Source organism: Roseomonas nitratireducens (assembly GCF_017813355.1).
In the GTDB taxonomy this organism is placed as follows: Bacteria; Pseudomonadota; Alphaproteobacteria; order Acetobacterales; family Acetobacteraceae; genus Neoroseomonas; species Neoroseomonas nitratireducens.
This window is the reverse complement of the sequence record NZ_JAGIYZ010000031.1, coordinates 12,544-34,280: the sequence shown is the minus strand read 5'-3', so window position 1 is coordinate 34,280 and position 21,737 is coordinate 12,544. Positions and strand designations below refer to the sequence as shown.

Genomic DNA, 21,737 nt, shown 5'->3' with positions numbered 1-21,737 from the left:
AAAACCGCCGGGCGACGCCCGGCAGGTTCCGGAGGACCTAGACGGTATGGCCAAGACCTCGTCTGTGATGAAGAACAAGCACCGCGAGAGGCTCTCGAAGCTTCACGCGTCGAAGCGCGCCGCCCTGAAGGCCGTGGTCATGGACCGCGAGCTGCCGGTGGAGGATCGCTTCGAGGCGACGCTCAAGCTCGCGCAGTTGCCGCGCAACGGCGCGGCGAACCGCGTCCGCCTGCGCTGCGAAGTGACGGGCCGCCCACGCGGGAACTATCGCAAGTTCAAGCTTTGCCGGAACCAGCTGCGCGAACTGGCCTCGAAGGGCCAGATCCCCGGCGTGGTCAAGGCGAGCTGGTAAGGAAGGACCGGCCATGTCCATGTCCGATCCGCTGGGTGACATGCTCACCCGCATCCGCAACGCGCAGGCCTCCCGGCAGACGCGCTGCAAGGCCCCTGCCTCGAAGCTGCGTGAGAACGTGCTCGAGGTGCTGAAGCGCGAGGGCTACATCCGCGCGTGGCGCACCGAGGAGGTGCGTCCCGGCGTGCGGATGATCGACATCGAGCTGAAGTATTCGGAAGGCGAGCCCGCCATCAAGGAGATCACCCGCGTCTCCAAGCCCGGCCGGCGCGTCTATTCGAAGATCGCCGAGCTGCCGCGGTTCTACAACGGACTCGGCACCTCCATCCTCTCCACGCCGCGCGGCGTGATGAGCGAGAACGAGGCCCGCGCCGCCAATGTCGGCGGCGAAGTCCTCTGCCGCGTGTTCTGACGGGGGTCTGAAACATGTCTCGCGTTGGGAAGTATCCTGTGCCGGTGCCGTCGGGCGTGACGCTCGCGCTCGCCGGCCGCACGCTGACCGCCAAGGGCAAGCTCGGTGAGCTGAAGCTCGACCTGACGGATGACGTCGATGTCGAGATCCGCGCCAACGAGGTCGCCGTCTCTCCCCGCCGCACGGACCGCCGCGCGCGGACCATGTGGGGGACGACGCGCAGCCTGATCAACTCGATGGTGACGGGCGTCTCCGCCGGCTTCACGAAGTCGATGGAGATCAACGGCACCGGCTACCGCGCCGCGGTGCAGGGCTCCGAGCTGGTGCTCAACCTCGGCTACAGCCACGAGATCCGCTACGCGATCCCGAAGGGGATCAAGATCACCTGCGAGAAGCCGACCGCCATCAAGGTGGAAGGCTCGGACAAGCGCCAGGTTGGTCAGGTGGCGGCCGAGATCCGGGCGTACCGCGGCCCCGAGCCCTACAAGGGCAAGGGCGTGAAGTACGAGAACGAGCAGATCCTCCGGAAGGAGGGTAAGAAGAAGTAATGGCCAGCAAGCTCGACCTCGAGGCGCGGCGCCGCCGCCGTCTCCGCTTCCAGCTCAAGCAGAAGTCCGGCGGGCGCGTGCGCCTCTCGGTCTTCCGCTCGGGCAAGCACATCTACGCGCAGGTGATCGACGACAAGGCCGGCCGCACCGTGGCCGCCGCCTCGTCGCTCGAGAAGACGATGCGCGAGAGCCTGAAGACCGGCGCCGACAAGGACGCGGCGACGGCCGTCGGCAAGCTGGTGGCCGAACGTGCGATCGCGGCGGGGGTGACGGAAGTCGTCTTCGACCGTGGTCCCTATCTCTACCATGGGCGCGTCAAGGCGCTCGCGGACGGCGCCCGCGAGGGCGGGCTGTCGTTCTGAGGGGCTGACACAGATGGCATATGCACCGAGGTCCGGCGGCGAAGGTGGCGGCGAGGGCGGCCGCGAGCGCCGTGGCCGTCGTCGCGACGGCGGCGGGGACAACCGCCAGGAGCGGCAGGATGGCGACGAGCTGAAGGACAAGCTCGTCACGATCAACCGCGTCGCCAAGGTGGTGAAGGGCGGCCGGCGCTTCTCCTTCGCGGCCCTGGTGGTCGTGGGTGACGAGAAGGGCCGCGTCGGCTGGGGCGCGGGCAAGGCGCGCGAGGTGCCGGAGGCGATCCGCAAGGCGACGGAGCGTGCGAAGCGCACGATGATCCGCGTGCCGATGCGCGAGGGCCGGACGCTGCACCACGACGTGATCGGCGAGTTCGGCGCCGGGCGCGTGCTGCTGCGCGCGGCGCCCGCGGGCACCGGCATCATCGCCGGCGGTCCGATGCGCGCGGTGTTCGAGACGCTCGGCATGGGCGACGTCGTCGCCAAGTGCATGGGCAGCGCGAACCCGCACAACATGGTGAAGGCCACCTTCGCGGCACTGACGAAGTGCACGAGCCCGCGCGCGGTCGCTTCGCGCCGCGGCAAGAAGGTCGCCGACATCCTCGGCCAGAAGAAGGACGCCGGCGAGGCGACGGAGGCCGCGAATGCCTGATCCGAAGAAGACCGTGAAGGTGACCCAGACCGGGTCGCCGATCGGCCGCAAGCCGGGGCAAAAGGAGACGCTGATCGGGCTCGGCCTGAACAAGCTCCATCGGTCCCGCGAACTCGAGGATACGCCCGCCGTGCGCGGGATGATCCGCAAGGTCGCGCACCTGGTGCGCGTCGAGGATTGATCCGATGAAGCTCAACGAGATCCGCGACAACGACGGCGCGCGGCCGAAGTTCAAGCGCATCGGCCGCGGCATCGGCTCCGGCAAGGGCAAGACCGGCGGTCGCGGCGTGAAGGGCCAGAAGGCGCGCACCGGCGTGTCGCTGAACGGCTTCGAAGGCGGCCAGCTGCCGATCTACCGGCGCCTGCCCAAGCGCGGCTTCGTCAACCCCTTCCGGGTGCAGTACGCCGTGCTGAACCTCGGCGCGCTCGACGCGGCGATCGAGGCCGGCCGCCTGCCGGCTGGCCAGCCGCTCGACGAGGCGGCGCTGAAGGCCGCCGGCGTGGTGCGTTCCTCGGCGAAGTTCGCCGGCGTGCGGCTGCTGGCCAAGGGCGAGATCAAGCGCCCGGTGTCCATCAGCGTCTCCGGTGCCTCCGCGGCCGCCATCGCGGCGATCGAGGCCGCCGGCGGCAGCGTGACGGTCACCGCGCCCGCCGCGGAAGCGGCGTCCGAGTAGCCCTTGCCCGGACCGGGCCGCGTGGCTAGGTCAGGGGCGGGACTTCGCTGCGGCGCGCGGGGGAACCTGTGCGCCGCAGTGTCTTAGGAGGGATGGCATGGCGTCGGCGGCCGAACAGGCGATGGCGAGCCTCAATTTCGGGGTGCTCGCCAAGGCGACGGAACTCAAGAAGCGCATCTGGTTCACGCTGGGCGCACTGATCGTCTATCGTCTCGGCACCTATATTCCCGTCCCCGGCGTCGACGCCGCGGTGATGGGGGAGATCCTCGCCCAGCATGGCGGCGGGATCCTCGGCATGTTCGACATGTTCTCGGGCGGCGCGCTCGGGCGCATGACCGTCTTCGCCCTGAACATCATGCCCTACATCAGCGCGAGCATCATCGTGCAGCTGATGACGGCGGCGATCCCGGCCTGGGAAACGCTGAAGAAGGAAGGCGAGGCGGGGCGGAAGAAGCTCAACCAGTACACCCGCTACCTGACGGTGGTGATTGCCATCGTCCAGGCCTGGGGCATCGCGATCGGGCTTGAGGGCATGCGCGGGCAGTTCGGCGCCGCGGTCTACGATCCGGGCTGGTTCTTCCGCATCTCCTGCGTCGTCACGCTGGTCGGCGGGACGATGTTCCTGATGTGGCTGGGCGAGCAGATCACCGCGCGCGGCGTGGGCAACGGCATCAGCCTGATCATCTTCGCGGGGATCGTGGCGAACCTCCCCTCGGCGCTGATCAGCACGCTGGAACTCGGCCGTACGGGCGCGCTCTCGACCTTCTTCATCATCTTCTTTCTGGCCGCGGCGCTCGGCATCATCTTCATGGTGGTGTTCGTCGAGCGCGCCCAGCGCCGCATCCCGGTGCAGTATCCCAAGCGCCAGGTCGGCAACCGCATGTTCAGCGGGGAAGCGACGCACCTGCCGCTGAAGCTGAACACGGCCGGCGTGATCCCGCCGATCTTCGCCTCCTCCCTGCTGCTGCTGCCGGCGACGGTGGCGGGCTTCTCGACCGACCCGACCCAGGAAGGTTGGCTGCAGAGCATCAGCGCGATGCTGGCGCATGGCCGCCCGCTGTACATGGCGATGTACCTGGCGCTGATCCTGTTCTTCGCCTTCTTCTACACCGCCGTCGTCTTCAACCCGGTCGAGACCGCGGACAACCTGAAGAAGTACGGCGGCTTCGTGCCGGGCATCCGGCCGGGGCAGAACACGGCGGAATACCTCGACCGCGTGCTGACGCGACTGACCGCGGTCGGCGCCATCTACCTGTGCATCGTCTGCATCATCCCCGAGATCCTGATCAGCAACTACGGCGTGCCCTTCTACTTCGGCGGCACATCGCTCCTGATCATCGTCTCGGTCACCATGGACACGGTGGCGCAGGTGCAATCGCATCTCTTCGCCCACCAGTACGAAGGCCTGATCAAGAAGGCGCGACTCGGCGGGCGCGGCATGCCCAGGCCGCGCTGACCAAGGGGGAAACGAAGGGATGAACCTGATCCTGTTGGGCCCCCCTGGGGCCGGCAAGGGAACGCAGGCCAAGCGGCTCGAGGAGCAGCACGGCATCGCGCAGATCTCGACCGGCGACATGCTGCGGGCCGAGGTGAAGTCGGGCAGCGAGATCGGCCTCAAGGCGAAGGCGATCATGGAGCGTGGCGCGCTGGTGCCGGACGAGGTCATCACCGCGATGCTCGCCGCCCGCGTCTCCCGCCCCGACTGCGCCAAGGGCTTCATCCTGGACGGCTTCCCCCGCACCGCCCCGCAGGCCGAGGCGCTGGACCGGATGCTGACCGACAAGGGCCTGCGGCTGGACCACGTGATCGAGCTGAAGGTGGACGACGCCGTGCTTGTCGAGCGCATCGCCGGCCGCTTCACCTGCGCGAATTGCGGCACGGGCTACCACGACAGCTTCAAGCGCCCGGCCAAGGACGGCGTGTGCGACAGCTGCGGGGGCACCGAGTTCACCCGGCGCGCCGACGACAAGGCGGAGACGGTGGCGGCCAGGCTGGAGGCCTATCACCGCCAGACGGCGCCGCTGCTGCCCTACTACGCGGCGCAGGGGAAGCTCAGCGCCGTGGATGGCATGGCATCGATGGACGAGGTGGGTCGCCAGATCGGCGCCATCCTGTCCGGGAAGGCTTGACGGGAAAGGCGACCGGGGCTAGATCGCCCGCTCCCGCGGGCGGGGGTATCTCCGGCCGCCATTCATCGTTGCACGACTGTTTCACTGCGCCGGAGGGGTCGTACCCCGGACGGCGGTTTTCGGGGCTTGAGGCCCCAGGAGAGGCACTGTGGCGCGCATTGCCGGCGTGAACATCCCGACGAACAAGCGGGTGCTCATTTCGCTTCGCTATATCTTCGGCATCGGGCCGAACAACGCGAAGGACATCTGCGAAAAGCTCGGCATCCCGCAGGAACGCCGGGTGAACCAGCTGACCGACGACGAGGTCCTGCGGATCCGCGAGCTGATCGACCGCGAGTACCGCGTCGAGGGCGACCTGCGGCGCGAGCAGGCGATGAACATCAAGCGGCTGATGGACCTCGGCTGCTACCGCGGCCTGCGTCACCGCAAGGGCCTGCCGGTCCGCGGCCAGCGCACGCACACGAACGCCCGCACCCGCAAGGGCAAGGCCGTGCCGATCGCCGGCAAGAAGAAGGTGACGAAGTAAGATGGCCCGCGAACCCCGCGCCGGCGCCGCCCGCGGCCCCGTCAAGCGCAAGGAACGGAAGAACATCACCTCGGGCGTTGCCCATGTGCTGGCTTCCTTCAACAACACGATCGTGACGATCACGGATGCCCAGGGCAACGCGATCGCCTGGTCGTCCTCCGGCTCCCAGGGCTTCAAGGGCAGCCGCAAGTCCACCCCCTACGCGGCGCAGGTCGCGGCCGAGGATGCCGGCCGCAAGGCGCGCGAGCACGGGATGGAGACGCTCGAGATCATGGTGAGCGGCCCCGGGTCGGGCCGTGAATCGGCGCTGCGCGCCCTTCAGGCGGTCGGCTTCTACGTCACTGCCATCAAGGACGTGACGCCCATCCCGCACAACGGCTGCCGGCCGCGGAAGCGTCGTCGCGTCTGATCGCGACTCGACGCCTGCCCGCCTGAACAGCCGAAAGGAGAGAGTGATCGTGCTCGAAAGGAACTGGCGTTCGCTGATCGAGACGCAGAAGTCCGTCGAGATGGGGGCGGACCCGCTGCGCACGGCGACCGTGGTGCTGGAGCCGCTGGAGCGCGGGTTCGGCATGACGCTCGGCAACGCGCTGCGTCGCGTGCTGCTCTCGTCTCTGCAGGGCGCTTCCGTCACCGCCATCCGCATCGACGGCGTGCTGCATGAATTCAGCAGCATCCAGGGCGTGCGCGAGGACGTGACGGACATCGTCCTGAACGTGAAGCAGCTCGCCATCCGCATGATGGGCGACGGGCCGAAGCGCCTGCAGCTCACGGCGACGGGCCCTGGCGAGGTGACGGCCGGCCAGATCCAGACGACCGGCGACATGGAGATCACGAACCCCGAGCTCGTGCTCTGCACGCTCGACGACGGCGCCAAGCTGTCGATGGAGCTCACGGTCGACATCGGCAAGGGCTACGTGCCCGCGGCCGAGAACCGGCCCGAGGACGCGCCGATCGGCCTGATCCCCGTGGACGCGATCTATTCCCCGGTGCGCCGCGTGGCCTACCGCGTGGAGCCGACCCGCGTCGGGCAGAAGACCGATTACGACAAGCTGATCCTGACGGTCGAGACGGACGGCACGCTGGCACCGGAGGATGCGGTCGGCGTGGCCGCGCGCATCCTGCAGGAGCAGCTGCAGATCCTGATCAACTTCGACGAGCCGCGCGCGCGGGTCGAGGAGGAGATCCGCGACGATCTCCCCTTCAACCGCAACCTGCTGCGCAAGGTCGACGAGCTGGAACTGTCGGTCCGCAGCGCGAACTGCCTGAAGAACGACAACATCGTCTACATCGGCGACCTCGTTCAGAAGACCGAGCAGGAAATGCTCCGCACCCCGAATTTCGGGCGCAAGTCGCTGAACGAGATCAAGGAAGTCCTCGCCTCGATGGGCCTCGGCCTCGGCATGACCGTCACCGGCTGGCCGCCCGAGAACATCGAGGAACTCGCGAAGAAGGTCGAGGAGCCCTTCTGAGGGCTCTGAACAGGGAATACCACCATGCGTCACGGAATGGCCGGGCGTAAGCTCAGCGTTACCTCCTCCCACCGCGTCGCCATGTTCCGCAACATGGCCACGTCGCTGCTGAAGCACGAGCAGATCACGACCACGTTGCCCAAGGCGAAGGAGCTGCGCCCGTATGTCGAGCGCATCATCAGCCTCGGCAAGCGCGGCGGGCTGCATGCGCGCCGCCAGGCGCTCGCGCAGATCCGCGACGAGAAGGTGGTGGCGAAGCTCTTCACCGAGATCGCCGACCGCTACAAGACGCGCCAGGGCGGCTATTGCCGCGTGCTGCGCGCCGGCGTGCGCTACGGCGACGCCGCGACCATGGCGGTGATCGAGCTGGTGGACCGCAACCCGGCGGCCAAGGGCCTGGACAGCGGCCCGAAGCCCGAGGCGGCTGACGCCGAGGCCTCGGCCGAGTAAATCCCGCGCCCCGTGCGCGGAGAATGAGGGGAAGGCGGCAGCGCCTTCCCCTTTTTCGTGCGCGGGGCCGGTTCACGCCGCGCTGGCGCGGCCCTCCCGGCCCAGCAGGTCGAGCGCCGCGGCCACCGGCATGGGGCGGCCGAGCAGGTAGCCCTGCGCCCGCTCAACCCCGAGCGCCTGGAGCGCGGCCAGCTCGGCCTCGGTCTCCACGCCCTCGGCCACGATGCTGCTGCCGGTGTCGCGGGCGAAGGCGACGAGCGCGGCCGCCAGCGCCTGGCGCGCCGGGTCGGAATCGACGTCCCGCGTCAGCGACATGTCGAGCTTGATGAGGTCCGGCCGCAGCTGGAGGATGTGATGCAGCCCGGCATAGCCGGCGCCCGCATCGTCGACCGCGATGCGCAGCCCCGCCGCGCGCATCTGCTCCAGCCGGGCGGTCAGCCCGTCATAGCAGGCGATCGCGGCGTGCTCGGTGACCTCGAGCATGATCCGCGACAGCGAATGCCCCTCGAACACCGCGCCGAATTCCGGCGCCAGCACCGTCTCGGGCGATGCATTCACCGCGAGGTAGATGTCCTCGGGCAGCCGCGGCAAGGCCTCCAGCGCGAGCCGGATGGCCGCCATCTCCAGCGCTGCGCCGCGGCCGATCTCGGCGGCCTCGGCGAACCAGACATTGGGCGGGCGCGCCGGGGTGGTGGCGAAGCGCGCGAGGCATTCGAAGCCGACCGGCCGGCGCGGGGACAGCCCCCAGATCGGCTGGTAGGCGATGGTGAGAAGCCCCTGCTCGATCGCGGCGAGGATGCGCTGCTCGCGTTCCCGCGCGCGCCGTTCCTCCTGCACCGCCTCCTCGATCTCATGCGCCGCGAGGTCGGCGAAGGCCTTCACCATCTGCAGGTCGCGCTGGTTGAGCGTGGGGTTCGCCGCGAAGCCCAGGCAGCAGAACATGCCGTAGACCGACCCGTCCTGCAGGCGGATGGGCACGCTGACATGCGTGCCGATCGGCAGCGCCGCGGTGATCGGCAGGCTCATCGCCAGCGGTTCGGCCGCGGTGTCGGGGATCAGTTCCGGCAGCCTGCCGGCCAGGATGTGCCGGCAATAGACGTCGTCGAGGGAAAAGGACGCGCCCGGATGGGCCATCTGCTCGAGCCCCGGCGCGTCCACGTCCCGCAGCACCATCCGGTCGCCCTCGAAGCGCGAGGCGTAGGCGACCTCGAGGCCGAGATGCGTCCGGATCGCCTGCAGCGCGCGCTTCAGCGTGCTGCCCGCCGCGCCTGTCCGGCGCGTGCCGTGGCGGATGATCTCGACGAGTTCACGTGGCTCAACGGACATGCCGGTCTCCTTCGAGGCTCGAAGGAAGCACGGCAGTTGCGACCAATGAATGAACGAGCCCTATCGCGGGCCCATCGCGTCCGCGAGCGTGGGGATGAAGTCCCGCAGGCCCGGGCGCAGCGCCTCGGGCCAGGCGCGCGGGTCCGGCGGCACGGACAGCCGCACCCCGCCATGCTCCGTCAGCAGCAGGAACATGCGGTCGTCATGCGTGTCGAAGGCCAGGAACGCGCCGCCTTCGCGGCAGCCTTCGGCGCGACACCCCCAGCCGAACAGGTAGCGATCCGCCGCCAGGGCCACGGGCGGCCCCGGATCCCGCAGCCGGGCGGCGAGCGAGGCGCGGTGCCCGCCGCTGTTGAAACGCAGCCCCGTGGTGAGTTCCGCCCGCTGCGCGAGCACCAGCACCGGTTGCCCGATGGTCGTCCGGATATCCTCCTGCGCCGCCGCGCCACCCGCGACGAGCATCGCCGCCAGCGCGCCGAGCCAGCGGCGAGGCGCCCGGGAGAAGAAGGGAGGGGGCGCGGGGGAGGTTCTCCTCCCCCGGACTGCTTTGCTGCGTGCGATCACAGCCGGAGCATGTGCCCGATCCCTGCCGCCGCCGCCAGCGTGGCGAGCACGCGCCCCGGCGCCGCGACCCGCGCGGGGATCCGCGCCAGCACGAAGACCCCCCAGCCCGCGACGAGCAGCACGAGCACGCCCGCCGCGTATCCCGCGAGGATGTTCAGCGCGACCGGCAGCGCCTCCCCCAGCGTCGGCTCGAAGAACGCCGGCACCAGCGCCTGCCCGTAGCCCCCGATGCGCGTCGTGGCGACGCAGGCGGCGATCAGCGGCCCCATCCGGTTCGCCGCCATGCCGCGCCAGGCGAGCAGGGCGACGACGAAGCACCAGGCCGCTTCCAGCGCGCGGTCAGGCCGCGGCGTCTCCTCGCCCGGGATCCAGCCGCTGTCGCCCAGCAGCCCGAAGGCGGCACGCAGCGCGACGGCGCCAGCCGCGCCCGCGAGTGTCCAGCCAGCGGCCGCCGCCAGCCCGCGCTGCCCGTCCCGCAGCAGCAGCAGCGCGACCAGGCCGAGCACGGCCGGCGCGCGCCCCACCTCCTGCGCCGCGAGCAGCGCGCCGAACAGGCCGCCCTGCACGCCCGCGGCAAGGAGCCCGGCCAGCGCCAGGGCCGCGGCGGCCGCGCGCATCACTCGATCCGGATATTCGCCTCGCGCACCAGGGTCGTCATCGCCGCGCGCCCTTCCGTGACGAAGCGGCCGAAGCCGGCGGGGTCGCTGCCGACCGGCACGGCGCCCAGCCGGTCGAGCCGCGCGCGCACCTCCTCCTCCGCCAGCGCGGCCGCCAGGGCCTCGTGCAGCCGTGCGGCGATCTCCGCCGGCGTGCCGGCGGGGGCGAAAAGGCCGACCCATTCGCTGACGTCGAAGCCGGGCAGGCCCGATTCCGCGAGCGTCGGCACGTCAGGCAGGTTCGCGATGCGCCGCGCGGTCGCGACGGCAAGGAAGCGCGCCCGCCCGCTGTCCACCACGGGGCGGGCGGAGAGCGCGGTGATGAAGACCCCGTCCAGGTTGCCCGCCGCGAGGTCCCGCGCCGCGTCGGCGCCGCCGCGATAGGGGATGTGCTGCACCTCGATCCCCGCCTCCCGCGCGAAGCGCGCGAGGCCAAGATGCCCGGCCGTCGCGTTGCCCTGGGTGCCCATGTTGATCGTGTTCGGGCGCGCCTTGGCCGCGGCGATGAAGGCGCCGATGTCGCGCGCGGCGAAGTCCGCCTTCACCGCGACCACCTGCGGGAAGGTGCAGACTTGGCTGACCGGCAGGAAGGCCGTCGTGTAGTCGAAGGTCAGGCCGCGCAGCAGGGCGTGGTTGACGATGTGGGAGGACGCGTCCCACAGCAGCGTGTATCCGTCCGCCGCGCTGCGCGCGACCTCGGCGCCGCCGATCGACCCGCCGGCGCCTGTGCGGTTCTCGACCACGAAGGTGGCCGACAGGCGCTCGCCCATGCGCGGCAGGATGGTGCGCGCGGCGGAATCCGCAGCGCCGCCGGCGGCGAAGGGCACCAGCACGCGGATCGGCCGGGCGGGCCAGGCCTGGGCGAGGGCGGGGCGGGCCAGCGGCAGGGCGGCGGCGGCGAGCAGCGAACGGCGGGCGAGGTTCATGTCGGCGTCTCCCGGAAGCGCGCTTCGTGTGGTGGCGCGCCGCGCGCGCGTCAAGCCGCATGGCGTGGCCCCGAAGGGCGGGGCAGGATGGGCGCGTGACGCTCGAACCCCTGATCGGCGCGCTGCCGATCGCCGGCGGCTTCACGCCGATGCCCGGGCGCATCATGCACCGTGTCGTCCTCGGAGGCTGAGTCACCGCATGCCAACCCTGCCCCGCTACGACGACCTGCCCCGCCCCGCCGACGACCCGACCGGCCTGCCGCTCGCCTGGGGCGTCTGGGGACCGGCGGACGAGGTCGGCACGCTCAACCGCATCACCGACGCGACGGTCGCCGCAGCGCGGGAGGAGATCCGCGACGGGCGCCGCTTCAACCTGAACCTGCCGCTGGACGAACCCTTCGGCGCCGCGCTGGACGGCGCCCATCGCCGCCGTGCCGCGCCCACGCCCGTGATGGTGGCCGAGGAACATCCTGGCCGCGTGACGCGCGACGACCGGCTGGACGGGTTCTGGCTCCAGGCCAGCACGCAATGGGACGGGCTGAGCCACTTCGCCGACCCGACGCACGGCTTCTACAACCACGCGCCGCTCGCCTCGATCATGCACGGGGCGGCCAGCCGCAACGGCATCGACAAGGCGCTGGCGCATGGCATGGCGGGGCGCTGCGTGCTGGCGGACCTGCCCCGGCACTTCGCCCGCACGGGGCGGGACTGGGGCCCGATGGGCGGGCGGCGCGCGACGGCCGAGGACCTCGTCGCCTGCCTCGCCGCGCAGGGCGTGGCGCTGCGGCCGGGCGACATCCTGCTGGTGCGGACGGGCTGGCTCGCGGCCTTCCGCGCCGCGCCCGGCGCGGCCGCGCGGCACCTGCTGATCCAGGGGGAGGCGGGCGCGCGGGACTATTCAGGGCTCGACGGGCAGGAACCGATGTGGCGCTTCCTCTGGGATGCCGGCATCGCGGCGGTCGCGGCCGACAACCCGACGGTCGAGGCCTGGCCGATCTTCCCCTGGAAGCCGGCGCTGCACCTGGCGATCGCGCGGCTCGGCCTCTGCCTCGGCGAGTTCTTCGACCTGGAGGCGCTCGCCGCGGACAGCGCCGCGACCGGCCGCTTCACCGCCTTCTTCACCGCCGCGCCGCTCCACCTGCGCGGGGGCATCGGCAGCCCCGGCAACGCGCTGGCGATCAGGTAGCCCCGAAGCCGCGCAGCGCGAGCCAGAGCCCGAGCAGCCCGAGCGCCACCTGGACGGTGCGGCGGAAGGCGGCCTCGTCCAGCCGCAGCCGTACCCGCCGCCCCAGCGCCATGCCCGCGAAGGCGGGCGCGAGGCCGGCGAGGGAGGCGAGGCCGAGCCCGGCCGGCAGCATCCCCCCGCCAGCGAGCCCCGCCGCCAGCGCGCCGTTCACCAGCACGACGCCGAGGCCGAAGCCCTGCACGAACTGTTCGCGCGGCAGGCGGATCGCCTGCAGCCAGGGGGCGGCGGGCACCAGGAAGCTGCCCGTCAGCCCCGCGATCGCGCCCGAGACCGCGCCCATCGGCGGCCCGAGCCAGCGTTCGGCGCGCGGCGCGGGGGCGGGGAGAGACGGCGCGGCCAGCGCGAAGGCGGCCGAGGCGACGAGCGTGATGCCGAGCAGGCCCGACAGCAGCGCGACATCCGCGCGCGCGAGCAGCCCCGCGGCGAGGAAGCAGGCGGCCGCCGCGCAGGCGAGGAAAGGCCCGATGCGCGGCGCGACCTGCCGCAGCGTGCCGCCGGCGAAGGCCTGCCAGAGATTGGTCGCGAGCGACGGCACCAGCATCAGCGCCATCGCCTCCGGCAGCGGGCGCATCAGCGCGAGCAGCGCGATGGAGACGGTCGGCAGGCCGAAGCCCGCCACGCCCTTCACGAGGCCGGCAAGGAAGAAGACCGGGAGGATGAGGAGGAGGTCCGCCATGCGCTCATCCTCGCGCGGATCCGCGCATCGTCGATAAGGCCCGCGCCGAAGCGCGGCACGAGGCCGAGCAGCGCCGCGAGCGGCAGCAGCCACACGATGCGCGCCTGGTAGCGGTCGACGGGCGCGGAGAGCGCGCCGGTCGCGACCGCGTTGGCGGCGACCGCCACCAGCACGCCGCCGATGAGCCCGGCGCGCACCCAGTCCCGCCGCCAGACCGACAGGGCGAGGGCGAACAGGGCGAGCGGCAGCGCGGCGAGCACCAGCATCCGGTGCGGCTGGAGGAAGGGCGCCGCGGCCTCCCGCAGTTCCCCGCGCATCTGCATGCCCGCATCGAAGGTGGCGCGCTCCCCGGCCGGCAGCCGGTCGATCGCCCGCCGCGCGGAGGCGGCGAGATGCGTGTTGTCGAGCGTGTCGCCCACCTCGAACAGCAGCGCCTGGCGCAGGGCGTTGCGCGCCATCGCGTCGGCGACCTCCGCCGGGCGTTCGGACAAGGTGCGCGCGACGATCTCCGCGGCCTCGCCCGACCGGCGCATCCCGCCCATCGCCAGCGGCCGCCCGTCCGTCGTGCGGTTCAGCGGCGAGCGCGGATCCCAGAGGAAGGCGTCGCTGTCCATCGGCAGGTTCCGCGCGAAGGCGCAGAGTTCCCAGCCGGCGCGCGGGCAATGGGCGCGCAGCGTCGCCGCCGCCGGCCCGTCCGCCTGCAGCCGCGCGAGCAGGAACACCGCGCCATGCGGCGACAGCGCCGGCCGGCCGGTGGCCCAGGAATTCGCCACGAGCAGGCCGAACACCGCGAGCCCCACGGGCAGGGCCGCCCGCGCGATCGGCAGGAGGCGGCGCGTCGCCAGCGCCACGAAGACGACCAGCGCGAGCGCCGTCGGCAGGTGCGACAGGTGCGAGGCGATCGCGACGGCGCCGAGCAGCGTCAGCCACACCACCTCCGCGAGGGAGAACCTGTCCCGCGCGAAGGCCAGCAGCAGCAGGCAGAGCGGCGCGACCCCGGCCATGACGTCGGGCATCAGCGTCGAGGCGAACCAGGGCGCCGCCGTGCCGGCCGCGAGCACGGCGCAGACCAGCAGGTGCATCCCCGGCGTCGCGTCGCCGCGCGCGCCGCGCTGCGCCATCCACAGCAGGTGGGAGACCATCAGCGCCTGCGCGCCGAGCGCCGGCCACAGCGACACGCCCCAATGGAACAGGTGCAGCACGGCGCCATAGGCCGGCGTCTTGTCCCAGGGCCATTCGGGAAACAGCGTCTGGCCGAGGTAGGAGACGCTGTCGATGAAGACCAGCGGATAGCCGTTCAGCACCGCCGGCCAGGCGAGCATCGCGGCGCCGAGCATCACGACGAGGAAGGTGCTCATGCGCCGCGCGCCCGGGTCTCGCCGGGTCGCTCCCTGGGTGGTCGGCTCGCGGCCTGGATGGTCCCGGCGGTCATGCAGCGCGTCTCCGCGGCAGGAGGAGGAGAAGCGCGCCGACCGGCAGCAGCCAGGCGATCCGCGCCTGGTAGCGCGGGAAGACGCCCGAGAGCCCGCCGGTGGCGGCCGCGTTGGCCAGCAGGCCGATCGCGATCACGGCGGCGAAGGCGATCGCGCGCCGGCTGCCCGACCGGGCGGCGCCGAACAGCAAAAGCGGCAGGCCGACGACCAGCAGCGCCGCGTGCAGCGTCCCCAGCGGCGGCAGGGCCGCGCGCAGCGCGTCCCGCGGCTGCAGCGCGGCGTCGTAGGCGGCGAGCTCCCGCGCGGGGAAGCCCTCGGCGATGCGCGGCCGCAGCGCGGCGGCCAGGTGATCGGCGCCGAGCGTGTCGCCGATGCCCGCCGTGACCGATTGCCGCAGCGTGTTGCGCAGGATCGCCTCGGCCACCGCGAGCGGATGGGCGCGCAGCGTCTCGGCCACGATCGCGCCGGCCTCGGCCGAGAGCAGCGCGCCGCCGAGGAAGCGCGCGCGGCCTTCGGCATCGCGGTTCACGGGGCTGTCCGCCGCCCAGAGGAAGTCGTTGGCGTCCATCGGCAGCCGGTCGGCGAAGGCGCAGAGATACCAGCCGGAAGCGGGGCAGCGCGCGCGGATCACCGCCGTCGCCGGCCCATCCGCCTGCAGCCGCGCCAGCATGAAGGTCGCGCCGTGCGGGGACAGCGCGGCGCGGCCATGCCCGACCCAGTTCGTGCCGAGCAGCAGCAGCACGGCGCCCGCCAGCGGCAGCGCCACGCGCAGCGCGCCGCGCAGGCCGCCGAAGACCAGCGCGGGCAGCAGCAGCGCGAGCGCGATCGGCAGGTGGGCGAGATGCGCGGCGATGGCGAGCGCCGACAGCACGGCGAGATAGGCTGCCTCGGCCCGCGACAGCGCATCCCGCGCGCAGCCGAGCAGCGCGAGCGCGATCACCAGCGCCGGCGCGAAGGCATCGGGCATCAGCAGCGCGACGGTGAAGGGCGCGGTCGTCAGCGCCGCGAGCGCGCAGACCAGCAGATGCGCGCCCGGCGTCGCGCCGTCGCGCAGCGCGCGCTGCGCCAGCCACAGCAGGTGGCTGAGCATCAGCGCCTGCGCGGCCATCGGCAGCCACAGGGAGACCCGCCAGTGGAAGGCGTGCAGCAGCGGCCCATAGACCCAGGGCTTGTCCCACAGCATCAGCGGGCCGAGCGTCTGGTGCAGGAAGCCGCCGGTGTCGCTGAACACCAGCGGATAGCCGTTGAGCAGGGCGGGCCAGGCGAGCAGCGCGGCGCCGAGGAGGATGCTCAGCATGGCAGCGCGGGGGAGGGTGAATCTCCCCCGGCCCCCCTCCCTTTCCCGTCCTTTGGGAACTGACTTCCAAGGTCAGTCCCCGACCGACAAAGAAGGTTGAGGGGGGGGCCGGGGGGGAGAAGTTCCCTTCTCCCCCCCATCCTCACCCCGCCATCAGGCACAGCACGTTCCCCTCCGGATCCGCGGCATGCAGCGCCGCGCCGCCGCCATCCTGCGCCGTCGGCGGTTCCAGCACCGCGACCTGCGCCATCAGCAGCCGCCGGTGCCAGCGTTCCAGCTCGTCCTGCGATTCCAGCCGGAAGCCGAGCATCACGCCCGGGTCGCCCTCACGCGGGAACAGCGCGTCGCCGCGCGCGCGCAGCACCAGGCTCAGATGCCCGAGCTCGAAGCGCACGAGACCGGCCCGCGCTTCCGTGGGCTGGCGCTGCAGGATGCGTTCGTAGAAGCCGCGCTGGCGGACCAGGTCGCGGCAGGGAATGACGATCGAGACCAGGTGCGGCGCAGGTGTCACGCGCCGGCCCAGCGCGCGGCCGCCGCCTCGTCCTCGGCCCGCGCTTCCACCCAGCGATGCGCGCCGCCGGAGAATTCCTCGCGCTTCCAGAAGGGCGCCTTGGTCTTGAGCCAGTCGATCAGGAAGGCGCAGGATTCCAGGGCGGCGGCGCGGTGGGCGGAGGCGGTCAGCACGAGCACGATCGGCTCACCCGGCAGGATGCGCCCGACGCGGTGGATCACGGTGCAGCCGGTCAGCGGCCAGCGTGCTTCCGCTTCCGCGGCGATGCGCGCGATCGCGCGCTCCGTCATGCCGGGATAATGCTCGAGCACCATCGCCGCGAGGCCGTCATCGCCGCGGCAGACGCCGAGGAAGGTCGCGACGCCGCCGACATCGGTGCGCCCCGCGGTCAGCGCCGCGGTCTCGGCGCCCGTGTCGAAGGCCGCGTCCTGCACCAGCACGCGCGCCATCTCATCCCCCCGTGACGGGCGGGAAGAAGGCCACCTCGTCATTCGCCGCGACGGGGTGGTCCGGGGTCGCGAAATCCTGGTTCACCGCGGCGCGCACCTGGCGCGGGTCGGCGAAGGCGGCGGCATGGGCGGGGGAGCGCGCAGCGAGCCAGCGGATCAGGCCGCCGACGTCGCGCACATCCTCGGGCGGCGCCACCTCCTCCTCGGCGGTGCCGACCTTCTGGCGCAGCCAGGCGAAATAGAGGACGCGCATGGCTTGCCTCAGCGCGGCGTCGGGATGGTCGTCACGCGACCGCCCGGCTGGATGACGGTGGTGGTGCCGCCATCCTGGACGGCGACGCCCCCGGCCGGGTTGCCCGGCTGGGTGAAGGTGGACACGCGCCCGGTGCTGTTGGTGACGACGCCGGAAGGCTGGCCGGGGATGGTCACGACGGTGCCGTCCCGCAGCGGCGCGTCGCGGTCCCGCGGCACGGCGGTGGTGGCGGGCGGACGCGGCGCGGGGGCGGGCGGGGGCGGGGAGATGACCGGCGGCGGGGTGGAACTGCCCACCCGCGGCGCCGGCGCCTGGGAGGCGGGGCGCGGCGGGGCGGTCTGGCGCTCGATGTCGGGGCGCGGCACCGGGCGGTAGTCGGGGGCGCCGGTCATGGCGGCCTCGGGCCCGGTGGGGATGGAGGAGCGCAGTTCCCCCGCCGACAGGCGGAGATCCTGCACCGACTCGCTCCGCAGCGGGGAGAATTCAGCCTCCTGCCCCGTCACGCGCCGGATGGTGAGGCTGTCGCCGGGCACCGGCGGCTGGCTGCTCATGTTCCATGAGGGCTGCCAGTCCGGCCCGCAGCCGGCCAGCAGCGTGGTGGCGAGCAGCAGGCCGGCCGCCGTTCCGCTACGCATGGGGTGTCGCTCCGCGCTCATGGTTGTGAAGATGCGCCCGCGGCCGCGTCGTCTCAAGGCCGCGCCGTGGTCTCGCCGGCGGGCCGCTCGGCGACCGCGGGCCGGGCATCCTGTTCGCCCGCGTGACGCAGGCCCGCCTGGATGTAGTCCCAGCCGGTCGCGAGGGTGAGCGCGGCGGCCGCCCAGAGCCCGGCCTCCCCGATCATCGAGACGGGCAGGAAACCGAGGCCGATCACGCCCGCGCCGGTATCGCCGGCGAGCAGCGTGCCGAGCGCGCCCATCTGAACCCCGGTCTTCCACTTGGCGAGCGGCGTGACGGGCAGCCCGACGCGCAGCTCGGCCAGGTATTCGCGCAGGCCGGAGACCATGATCTCCCGCAGCATGATCACGATGGCGGGATACAGCGCGGCATGGGACAGCCGGTCGAGCCCGACCAGCAGCATCAGCGCGGCGCCGACCAGCAGCTTGTCCGCGATCGGGTCCAGCATCCGCCCGAAGGAGGAGGTGACGCCGCGGTCGCGCGCGATCTTGCCGTCGAAATAGTCGGTGATGGCCGCGACCGAGAAGACCACGCAGGCCGCCATGTCCGCCCAGGGCGCCCCGACCGCCGCGAAGGCGACGAGCACCGGGATCGCGGCGATCCGGGACAGCGTCAGCAGGTTGGGCAGGTCGGTGGGCATGTCAGCCCGTTCCTTAGCCGGTCCCGCCGCGCGGGGCCACCGCGGCGCCGGGGTGGAAATGCTCATGGATGCGACGCGCGACGGCCGGGCCGATGCCCGGGCAGGCCTCGAGGTCGGCGAGCCCGGCCTGCCGCACCCCGCGCGCCGAGCCGAAATGGTTGAGCAGCTTGCGCTTCAGCGCCGTGCCGATGCCGGGGATCTCGTCCAGCTCGGACTTCGTCAGCGCCTTCGATCGCCCGGCGCGGTGGGCGGAGATGGCGAAGCGGTGCGCTTCGTCCCGCAGGCGCTGCAGGTAGTACAGGACCGGGTCGCGCGGGGGCAGCTGCACCGGCTCCCGCCCGGCCATGTGGAACCATTCGCGCCCCGCGTCGCGGTCCGGGCCCTTGGCGACGGCGACGAGCGGGACGTCCTCCACGCCCAGTTCCGCCATTACCGACTGCGCGGCGGAGAGCTGGCCGGCGCCGCCGTCGATCAGCACCAGATCGGGCCAGGCGTCGCTCTCCCGCCCCGGATCCTCGCGCAGCGCGCGGCCGAAGCGGCGTTCGAACACTTCCCGCATCATGGCGAAGTCGTCATTGCCCTGCGCCGACTTGATCGAGAATTTCCGGTAGGCCTGCTTCGTGAAGCCGCCGGGACCGGCGACGATCATCACGCCATAGGGGTTCGTGCCCTGGATGTGGCTGTTGTCGTAGACCTCGATGCGCTCGGGCGGGGCGGGCAGGCCGAACATGGCCGCGACGCCGTCGAGCAGCTGCGCCTGCGCCGTGCCCTCGGCGAGCCGGCGTTCCAGCGCTTCGCGCGCGTTGGTCGCGGCGTGCTCGACCGCTTCGCGCTTTTCCCCGCGCTGCGGGCGATGCAGTTCCACCTTGCGATGGGCCTTGAGCGAGAGCGCCTCGGCGATCAGCCCGGCTTCGGGCGGTTCGTGGGAGAGCAGGACGAGCGGCGGCGGCGGCAGGTCGTCGTACAACTGGGCGAGGAAGGTGCCCATCACCTCCTCCGCCGTCTGGTCCTGCTTCGCGTGGCTGAGGAAGTAGGGGCGGTTGCCGTTGTTGCGGCCGCCGCGGAAGAAGAAGACCTGCACGCAGGACTGCCCGGCCGCCTGGTGCAGCGCGACGACATCGGCATCGCCCACGCCTTCGAGGTTCACGCGGTCCTTGCCCTGCACATGCGTCAGGCCGCGGATGCGGTCGCGCAGCGCGGCGGCGCGCTCGAATTCCAGCTGCTCGGCTGCCTGCTCCATCTCGGCCGCCAGGCGCTTCTGGATGGACGGCGTGCCGCCGGAGAGGAATTCCTTCGCCTCCCGCACCAGCGCGGCGTAGTCGTCAAGGGAGACGCGCTCGACGCAGGGTGCGGAGCAGCGCTTGATCTGGAACAGCAGGCAGGGCCGCGTGCGGCTGTCGAAGACGGTGTCGCGGCAGGATCGCAGCAGGAAGACGCGCTGCAGCGCCGTGATGGTCTGGTTCACCGCCCAGGCCGAGGCGAAGGGGCCGTAGTAGGACGCGCCCTTGCGCCGTTCGCCGCGATGCTTGGCGATCTGCGGATAGGGATGGTCGTCGGTGATGACGAGCCACGGATAGGATTTGTCGTCGCGCAGGACGATGTTGAAGCGCGGGCGCAGGCGCTTGATGAAGTTCGCCTCGAGCAGCAGCGCCTCGGCCTCGCTGCCCGTGGTCACGATCTCGAGGCTGCGCGTCTCGAACACCATGCGGCGCAGCCGTTCCGACAGGCGCGCGACCTGCGTGTAGGAAGTGACGCGCTTCCGCAGCGAGCGCGCCTTGCCCACGTACAAGGCATCGCCCTTCGCATCGAGCATGCGATAGACGCCCGGGGCGAGCGGCAGGTTGGGCAGCGCGGCCTCGATCACGGCGAGGCCATCGGTGATCTGCGGCGGTTCGGGCGCGTCCGGCATGGGCTGCGTCATCCCGTGGCGCTGTTCATGGCAGCGCGGCGATTGTCCACCAAAGCTGTGGACAAGTCTGTGGGCGTATTCGCGGGGAGGGGGCTGTGTGCGGCATTGCACTTAGGTTTCCGGGTGGTGCCGCGAATTTGAGCGCCAAAGCCGGAATCACTTATCCCATTGAATTTAAAGCATAATTTTATTACGCGCTGATGAACGCGGGCGTCAAGTGGGAAGCGCCGAGGCCCTGCAGCGTCGCGCCTGCGGGTCGAAACCGACAGTGGACAAAATGCGGGTATCGCCCGTCTCAATTGCGTGACCGCTCGACCGCGACACCCACGCTCGCGACGTCAGGAAGCACGTCGGGCTTTTCCACCTGGACGCGAACGCGCGCAACCCTGTCATCGTCCAGGAGCGCCACGGCGATACGTTCGGCGAGGGTTTCGGCCAGCCTGACATGGCCCGCGCAGGCGATCCTCCGCGCGGTCGCGGCCACCGCGCCATAGTCGACGACGCGTGCAAGTTCATCGGCGCCTTCGCCCGTGGGCGCGGATTCGTCTCGAACGGCGAGATCAATGCCAATCACCACACGCTGCGCGCGCGCTTCCTCATGCGCGTGCACGCCGAGCCGCGCCTGCACGGTCAGGCCGCGCACGAAGACATGGCGCAGGCCGCGCGCCGCATCGGGGGCGAAATTCATTCCTCGGGCTCCGTGCCCGTCGCGGGCGACCATTGCATGTGCTGCCCGCCATCGAGCGCGATCATCTGCCCCGTCATCGACGGCAGGGCGAGGATCGCGAGCAGGGCGCGGGCGACTTCCTCAGGCGATGTGCCGCGGCGCAGCGGCACCGAGGCGCATTGCCGCGCGAACTGCTCCGCGGTCTGGCGCGGGCTCGGCAGGGCCGGTCCCGGCCCGATCGCGTTGACGCGGATGCGCGGCGCGAGTGCCAGCGCGAGCGACTGCGTCATCGCCCAGAGCCCGGCCTTGGAGACGGTGTAGGAGACGAAATGCGGCGTCAGCGACCAGACGCGCTGGTCGAGCATGTTCACCACCACGCCTTCCCGCCCCTTCGGCAGCGCGCGGGCAAAGGCCTGCGCCAGCACGAAGGGCGCGCGGAGGTTGGGCTCGATGTGGCGATCCCAGCTCTCGCGCGTCGCGTCGTCCCACTCGTCGCGTTCGAAGGTGGAGGCGTTGTTCACGAGCACGCCGATCGGCCCGAGCGCCGCCGCGGCTTCGGGGACCAGGCGCGCGACCTCCGCCTCGTTGCCGAGTTCGGCGCGCAGCGTGACGGCGCGGCGGCCGAGGGCGCGGACCGCGTCCGCCGTCGCCTCCGCTTCCGCGGCGCTGGCGGCGTAGTGGATCGCGACGTCGAAGCCGGCTTCGGCAAGCGTGAGCGCCATGGCGCGACCGAGGCGCTTCGCGCCGCCGGTGACGAGGGCGGCGCGAGGGATGGTGTCGGGGACGGGTCCTGTCATGCGCGGGCGATGTAGCGCGTCCCGCCCGAAGCGTCAGGGGGGCGCGATCGGTGCTTGCGTTGTCATGGCGCGCGGCGTTACGGTCCGGCCATGGACGCGACGCGCATCCCGACCGTTCGATTTTGGTACCGCTGGTATCCA

The 21,737-nt window shown here is 71.8% G+C and carries 29 protein-coding genes; 14 read left to right on the top strand and 15 right to left on the bottom strand.

The window, feature by feature from the left end:
• Positions 1-46: 46 nt before the first annotated feature.
• The 13 genes from rpsN (at position 47) to rplQ (ending at position 7,571) form a co-directional block, all read left to right on the top strand.
• Positions 47-352: a 30S ribosomal protein S14 gene (gene rpsN / locus J5Y09_RS21865; RefSeq protein WP_198375866.1), complete on the top strand. Its 306-nt coding sequence runs from the start codon at positions 47-49 to the stop codon at positions 350-352.
• A gap of 13 nt (positions 353-365) precedes the next feature.
• On the top strand, positions 366-764 hold the full coding sequence (rpsH, locus tag J5Y09_RS21860; RefSeq protein ID WP_209353985.1) for a 30S ribosomal protein S8: 399 nt from the start codon (positions 366-368) through the stop codon (positions 762-764).
• Between the two features lie 14 nt (positions 765-778).
• A complete protein-coding gene (gene rplF / locus J5Y09_RS21855) occupies positions 779-1,312 on the top strand; it encodes a 50S ribosomal protein L6 (RefSeq protein WP_209353984.1) in 534 nt (177 codons plus the stop codon).
• The gene (gene rplR, locus J5Y09_RS21850) at positions 1,312-1,674 is read left to right on the top strand and encodes a 50S ribosomal protein L18 (RefSeq protein ID WP_209353983.1); all 363 of its coding nucleotides are present in this window, start codon (positions 1,312-1,314) and stop codon (positions 1,672-1,674) included. Before rplF ends, rplR begins: the two co-directional genes overlap by 1 nt.
• 13 nt (positions 1,675-1,687) lie before the next feature.
• A complete protein-coding gene (gene rpsE / locus J5Y09_RS21845; protein ID WP_209353982.1) occupies positions 1,688-2,320 on the top strand; it encodes a 30S ribosomal protein S5 in 633 nt (210 codons plus the stop codon).
• The gene (rpmD, locus tag J5Y09_RS21840) at positions 2,313-2,501 is read left to right on the top strand and encodes a 50S ribosomal protein L30 (RefSeq protein ID WP_209353981.1); all 189 of its coding nucleotides are present in this window, start codon (positions 2,313-2,315) and stop codon (positions 2,499-2,501) included. Before rpsE ends, rpmD begins: the two co-directional genes overlap by 8 nt.
• 4 nt (positions 2,502-2,505) lie before the next feature.
• Positions 2,506-2,994, top strand: a complete 489-nt coding sequence (rplO, locus tag J5Y09_RS21835) for a 50S ribosomal protein L15 (protein WP_209353980.1) — start codon at positions 2,506-2,508, stop codon at positions 2,992-2,994.
• Between the two features lie 97 nt (positions 2,995-3,091).
• Positions 3,092-4,450, top strand: a complete 1,359-nt coding sequence (gene secY / locus J5Y09_RS21830) for a preprotein translocase subunit SecY (protein ID WP_209353979.1) — start codon at positions 3,092-3,094, stop codon at positions 4,448-4,450.
• A gap of 19 nt (positions 4,451-4,469) precedes the next feature.
• Positions 4,470-5,123: an adenylate kinase gene (locus J5Y09_RS21825; RefSeq protein WP_209353978.1), complete on the top strand. Its 654-nt coding sequence runs from the start codon at positions 4,470-4,472 to the stop codon at positions 5,121-5,123.
• 148 nt (positions 5,124-5,271) lie between these two features.
• Entirely contained in the window at positions 5,272-5,649 is a 378-nt protein-coding gene (gene rpsM, locus J5Y09_RS21820) for a 30S ribosomal protein S13 (RefSeq protein WP_198375875.1), read from the top strand.
• 1 nt (position 5,650) lies between these two features.
• Complete coding sequence (gene rpsK, locus J5Y09_RS21815; RefSeq protein ID WP_209353977.1) at positions 5,651-6,058, top strand: 30S ribosomal protein S11; 408 nt, start codon at positions 5,651-5,653, stop codon at positions 6,056-6,058.
• Between the two features lie 46 nt (positions 6,059-6,104).
• Complete coding sequence (locus J5Y09_RS21810; RefSeq protein ID WP_209353997.1) at positions 6,105-7,121, top strand: DNA-directed RNA polymerase subunit alpha; 1,017 nt, start codon at positions 6,105-6,107, stop codon at positions 7,119-7,121.
• A gap of 24 nt (positions 7,122-7,145) precedes the next feature.
• Entirely contained in the window at positions 7,146-7,571 is a 426-nt protein-coding gene (gene rplQ / locus J5Y09_RS21805; protein WP_209353976.1) for a 50S ribosomal protein L17, read from the top strand.
• A gap of 72 nt (positions 7,572-7,643) precedes the next feature.
• Here rplQ and J5Y09_RS21800 read toward each other — a convergent pair whose 3' ends face one another.
• The 4 genes from J5Y09_RS21800 to J5Y09_RS21785 form a co-directional block, all read right to left on the bottom strand.
• A complete protein-coding gene (locus tag J5Y09_RS21800) occupies positions 7,644-8,897 on the bottom strand; it encodes a sensor domain-containing phosphodiesterase (RefSeq protein WP_209353975.1) in 1,254 nt (417 codons plus the stop codon).
• 60 nt (positions 8,898-8,957) lie between these two features.
• Complete coding sequence (locus J5Y09_RS21795) at positions 8,958-9,359, bottom strand: Ivy family c-type lysozyme inhibitor (RefSeq protein WP_209353974.1); 402 nt, start codon at positions 9,357-9,359, stop codon at positions 8,958-8,960.
• Between the two features lie 98 nt (positions 9,360-9,457).
• Entirely contained in the window at positions 9,458-10,078 is a 621-nt protein-coding gene (locus J5Y09_RS21790; protein ID WP_209353973.1) for a hypothetical protein, read from the bottom strand.
• Positions 10,078-11,043 (bottom strand): Bug family tripartite tricarboxylate transporter substrate binding protein, encoded by a 966-nt coding sequence (locus tag J5Y09_RS21785; RefSeq protein WP_209353972.1) that lies wholly within the window; start codon positions 11,041-11,043, stop codon positions 10,078-10,080. The genes J5Y09_RS21790 and J5Y09_RS21785 overlap by 1 nt, the downstream gene beginning before the upstream one ends.
• A 199-nt stretch (positions 11,044-11,242) precedes the next feature.
• On the opposite strand from J5Y09_RS21785, the gene J5Y09_RS21780 reads away from it, so the two are divergent.
• Positions 11,243-12,229 (top strand): cyclase family protein, encoded by a 987-nt coding sequence (locus J5Y09_RS21780; protein WP_209353971.1) that lies wholly within the window; start codon positions 11,243-11,245, stop codon positions 12,227-12,229.
• Here the strand turns inward: J5Y09_RS21780 and J5Y09_RS21775 are convergent.
• The 11 genes from J5Y09_RS21775 to J5Y09_RS21725 all read right to left on the bottom strand — a co-directional run bounded on the left by J5Y09_RS21775 (position 12,222) and on the right by J5Y09_RS21725 (position 21,596).
• Entirely contained in the window at positions 12,222-12,965 is a 744-nt protein-coding gene (locus J5Y09_RS21775; protein ID WP_209353970.1) for a sulfite exporter TauE/SafE family protein, read from the bottom strand. The genes J5Y09_RS21780 and J5Y09_RS21775 overlap by 8 nt on opposite strands.
• On the bottom strand, positions 12,914-14,323 hold the full coding sequence (locus J5Y09_RS21770; protein WP_209353969.1) for a hypothetical protein: 1,410 nt from the start codon (positions 14,321-14,323) through the stop codon (positions 12,914-12,916). Before J5Y09_RS21770 ends, J5Y09_RS21775 begins: the two co-directional genes overlap by 52 nt.
• Before the next feature lie 70 nt (positions 14,324-14,393).
• Complete coding sequence (locus tag J5Y09_RS21765) at positions 14,394-15,695, bottom strand: hypothetical protein (RefSeq protein WP_209353968.1); 1,302 nt, start codon at positions 15,693-15,695, stop codon at positions 14,394-14,396.
• A gap of 142 nt (positions 15,696-15,837) precedes the next feature.
• Positions 15,838-16,206: a VOC family protein gene (locus J5Y09_RS21760; protein ID WP_209353967.1), complete on the bottom strand. Its 369-nt coding sequence runs from the start codon at positions 16,204-16,206 to the stop codon at positions 15,838-15,840.
• Positions 16,203-16,655, bottom strand: coding sequence for a molybdenum cofactor biosynthesis protein MoaE (locus J5Y09_RS21755; RefSeq protein WP_209353966.1), 453 nt, complete (start codon positions 16,653-16,655; stop codon positions 16,203-16,205). The genes J5Y09_RS21760 and J5Y09_RS21755 overlap by 4 nt, the downstream gene beginning before the upstream one ends.
• Position 16,656: 1 nt before the next feature.
• Complete coding sequence (gene moaD / locus J5Y09_RS21750; protein ID WP_209353965.1) at positions 16,657-16,908, bottom strand: molybdopterin converting factor subunit 1; 252 nt, start codon at positions 16,906-16,908, stop codon at positions 16,657-16,659.
• Between the two features lie 8 nt (positions 16,909-16,916).
• Positions 16,917-17,543 carry a hypothetical protein gene (locus J5Y09_RS21745; protein ID WP_209353964.1) on the bottom strand — a complete coding sequence of 209 codons (627 nt, stop codon included), beginning with the start codon at positions 17,541-17,543 and terminating at the stop codon, positions 16,917-16,919.
• A 53-nt stretch (positions 17,544-17,596) separates the two neighbouring features.
• Positions 17,597-18,223 (bottom strand): CDP-diacylglycerol--glycerol-3-phosphate 3-phosphatidyltransferase, encoded by a 627-nt coding sequence (gene pgsA, locus J5Y09_RS21740; protein ID WP_209353963.1) that lies wholly within the window; start codon positions 18,221-18,223, stop codon positions 17,597-17,599.
• 13 nt (positions 18,224-18,236) lie between these two features.
• Positions 18,237-20,132 (bottom strand): excinuclease ABC subunit UvrC, encoded by a 1,896-nt coding sequence (uvrC, locus tag J5Y09_RS21735; protein WP_209353962.1) that lies wholly within the window; start codon positions 20,130-20,132, stop codon positions 18,237-18,239.
• Between the two features lie 295 nt (positions 20,133-20,427).
• Positions 20,428-20,820, bottom strand: a complete 393-nt coding sequence (locus tag J5Y09_RS21730) for a dihydroneopterin aldolase (RefSeq protein WP_245217321.1) — start codon at positions 20,818-20,820, stop codon at positions 20,428-20,430.
• Positions 20,817-21,596: an SDR family oxidoreductase gene (locus J5Y09_RS21725; protein WP_209353960.1), complete on the bottom strand. Its 780-nt coding sequence runs from the start codon at positions 21,594-21,596 to the stop codon at positions 20,817-20,819. The genes J5Y09_RS21730 and J5Y09_RS21725 overlap by 4 nt, the downstream gene beginning before the upstream one ends.
• Positions 21,597-21,737: the final 141 nt, after the last annotated feature.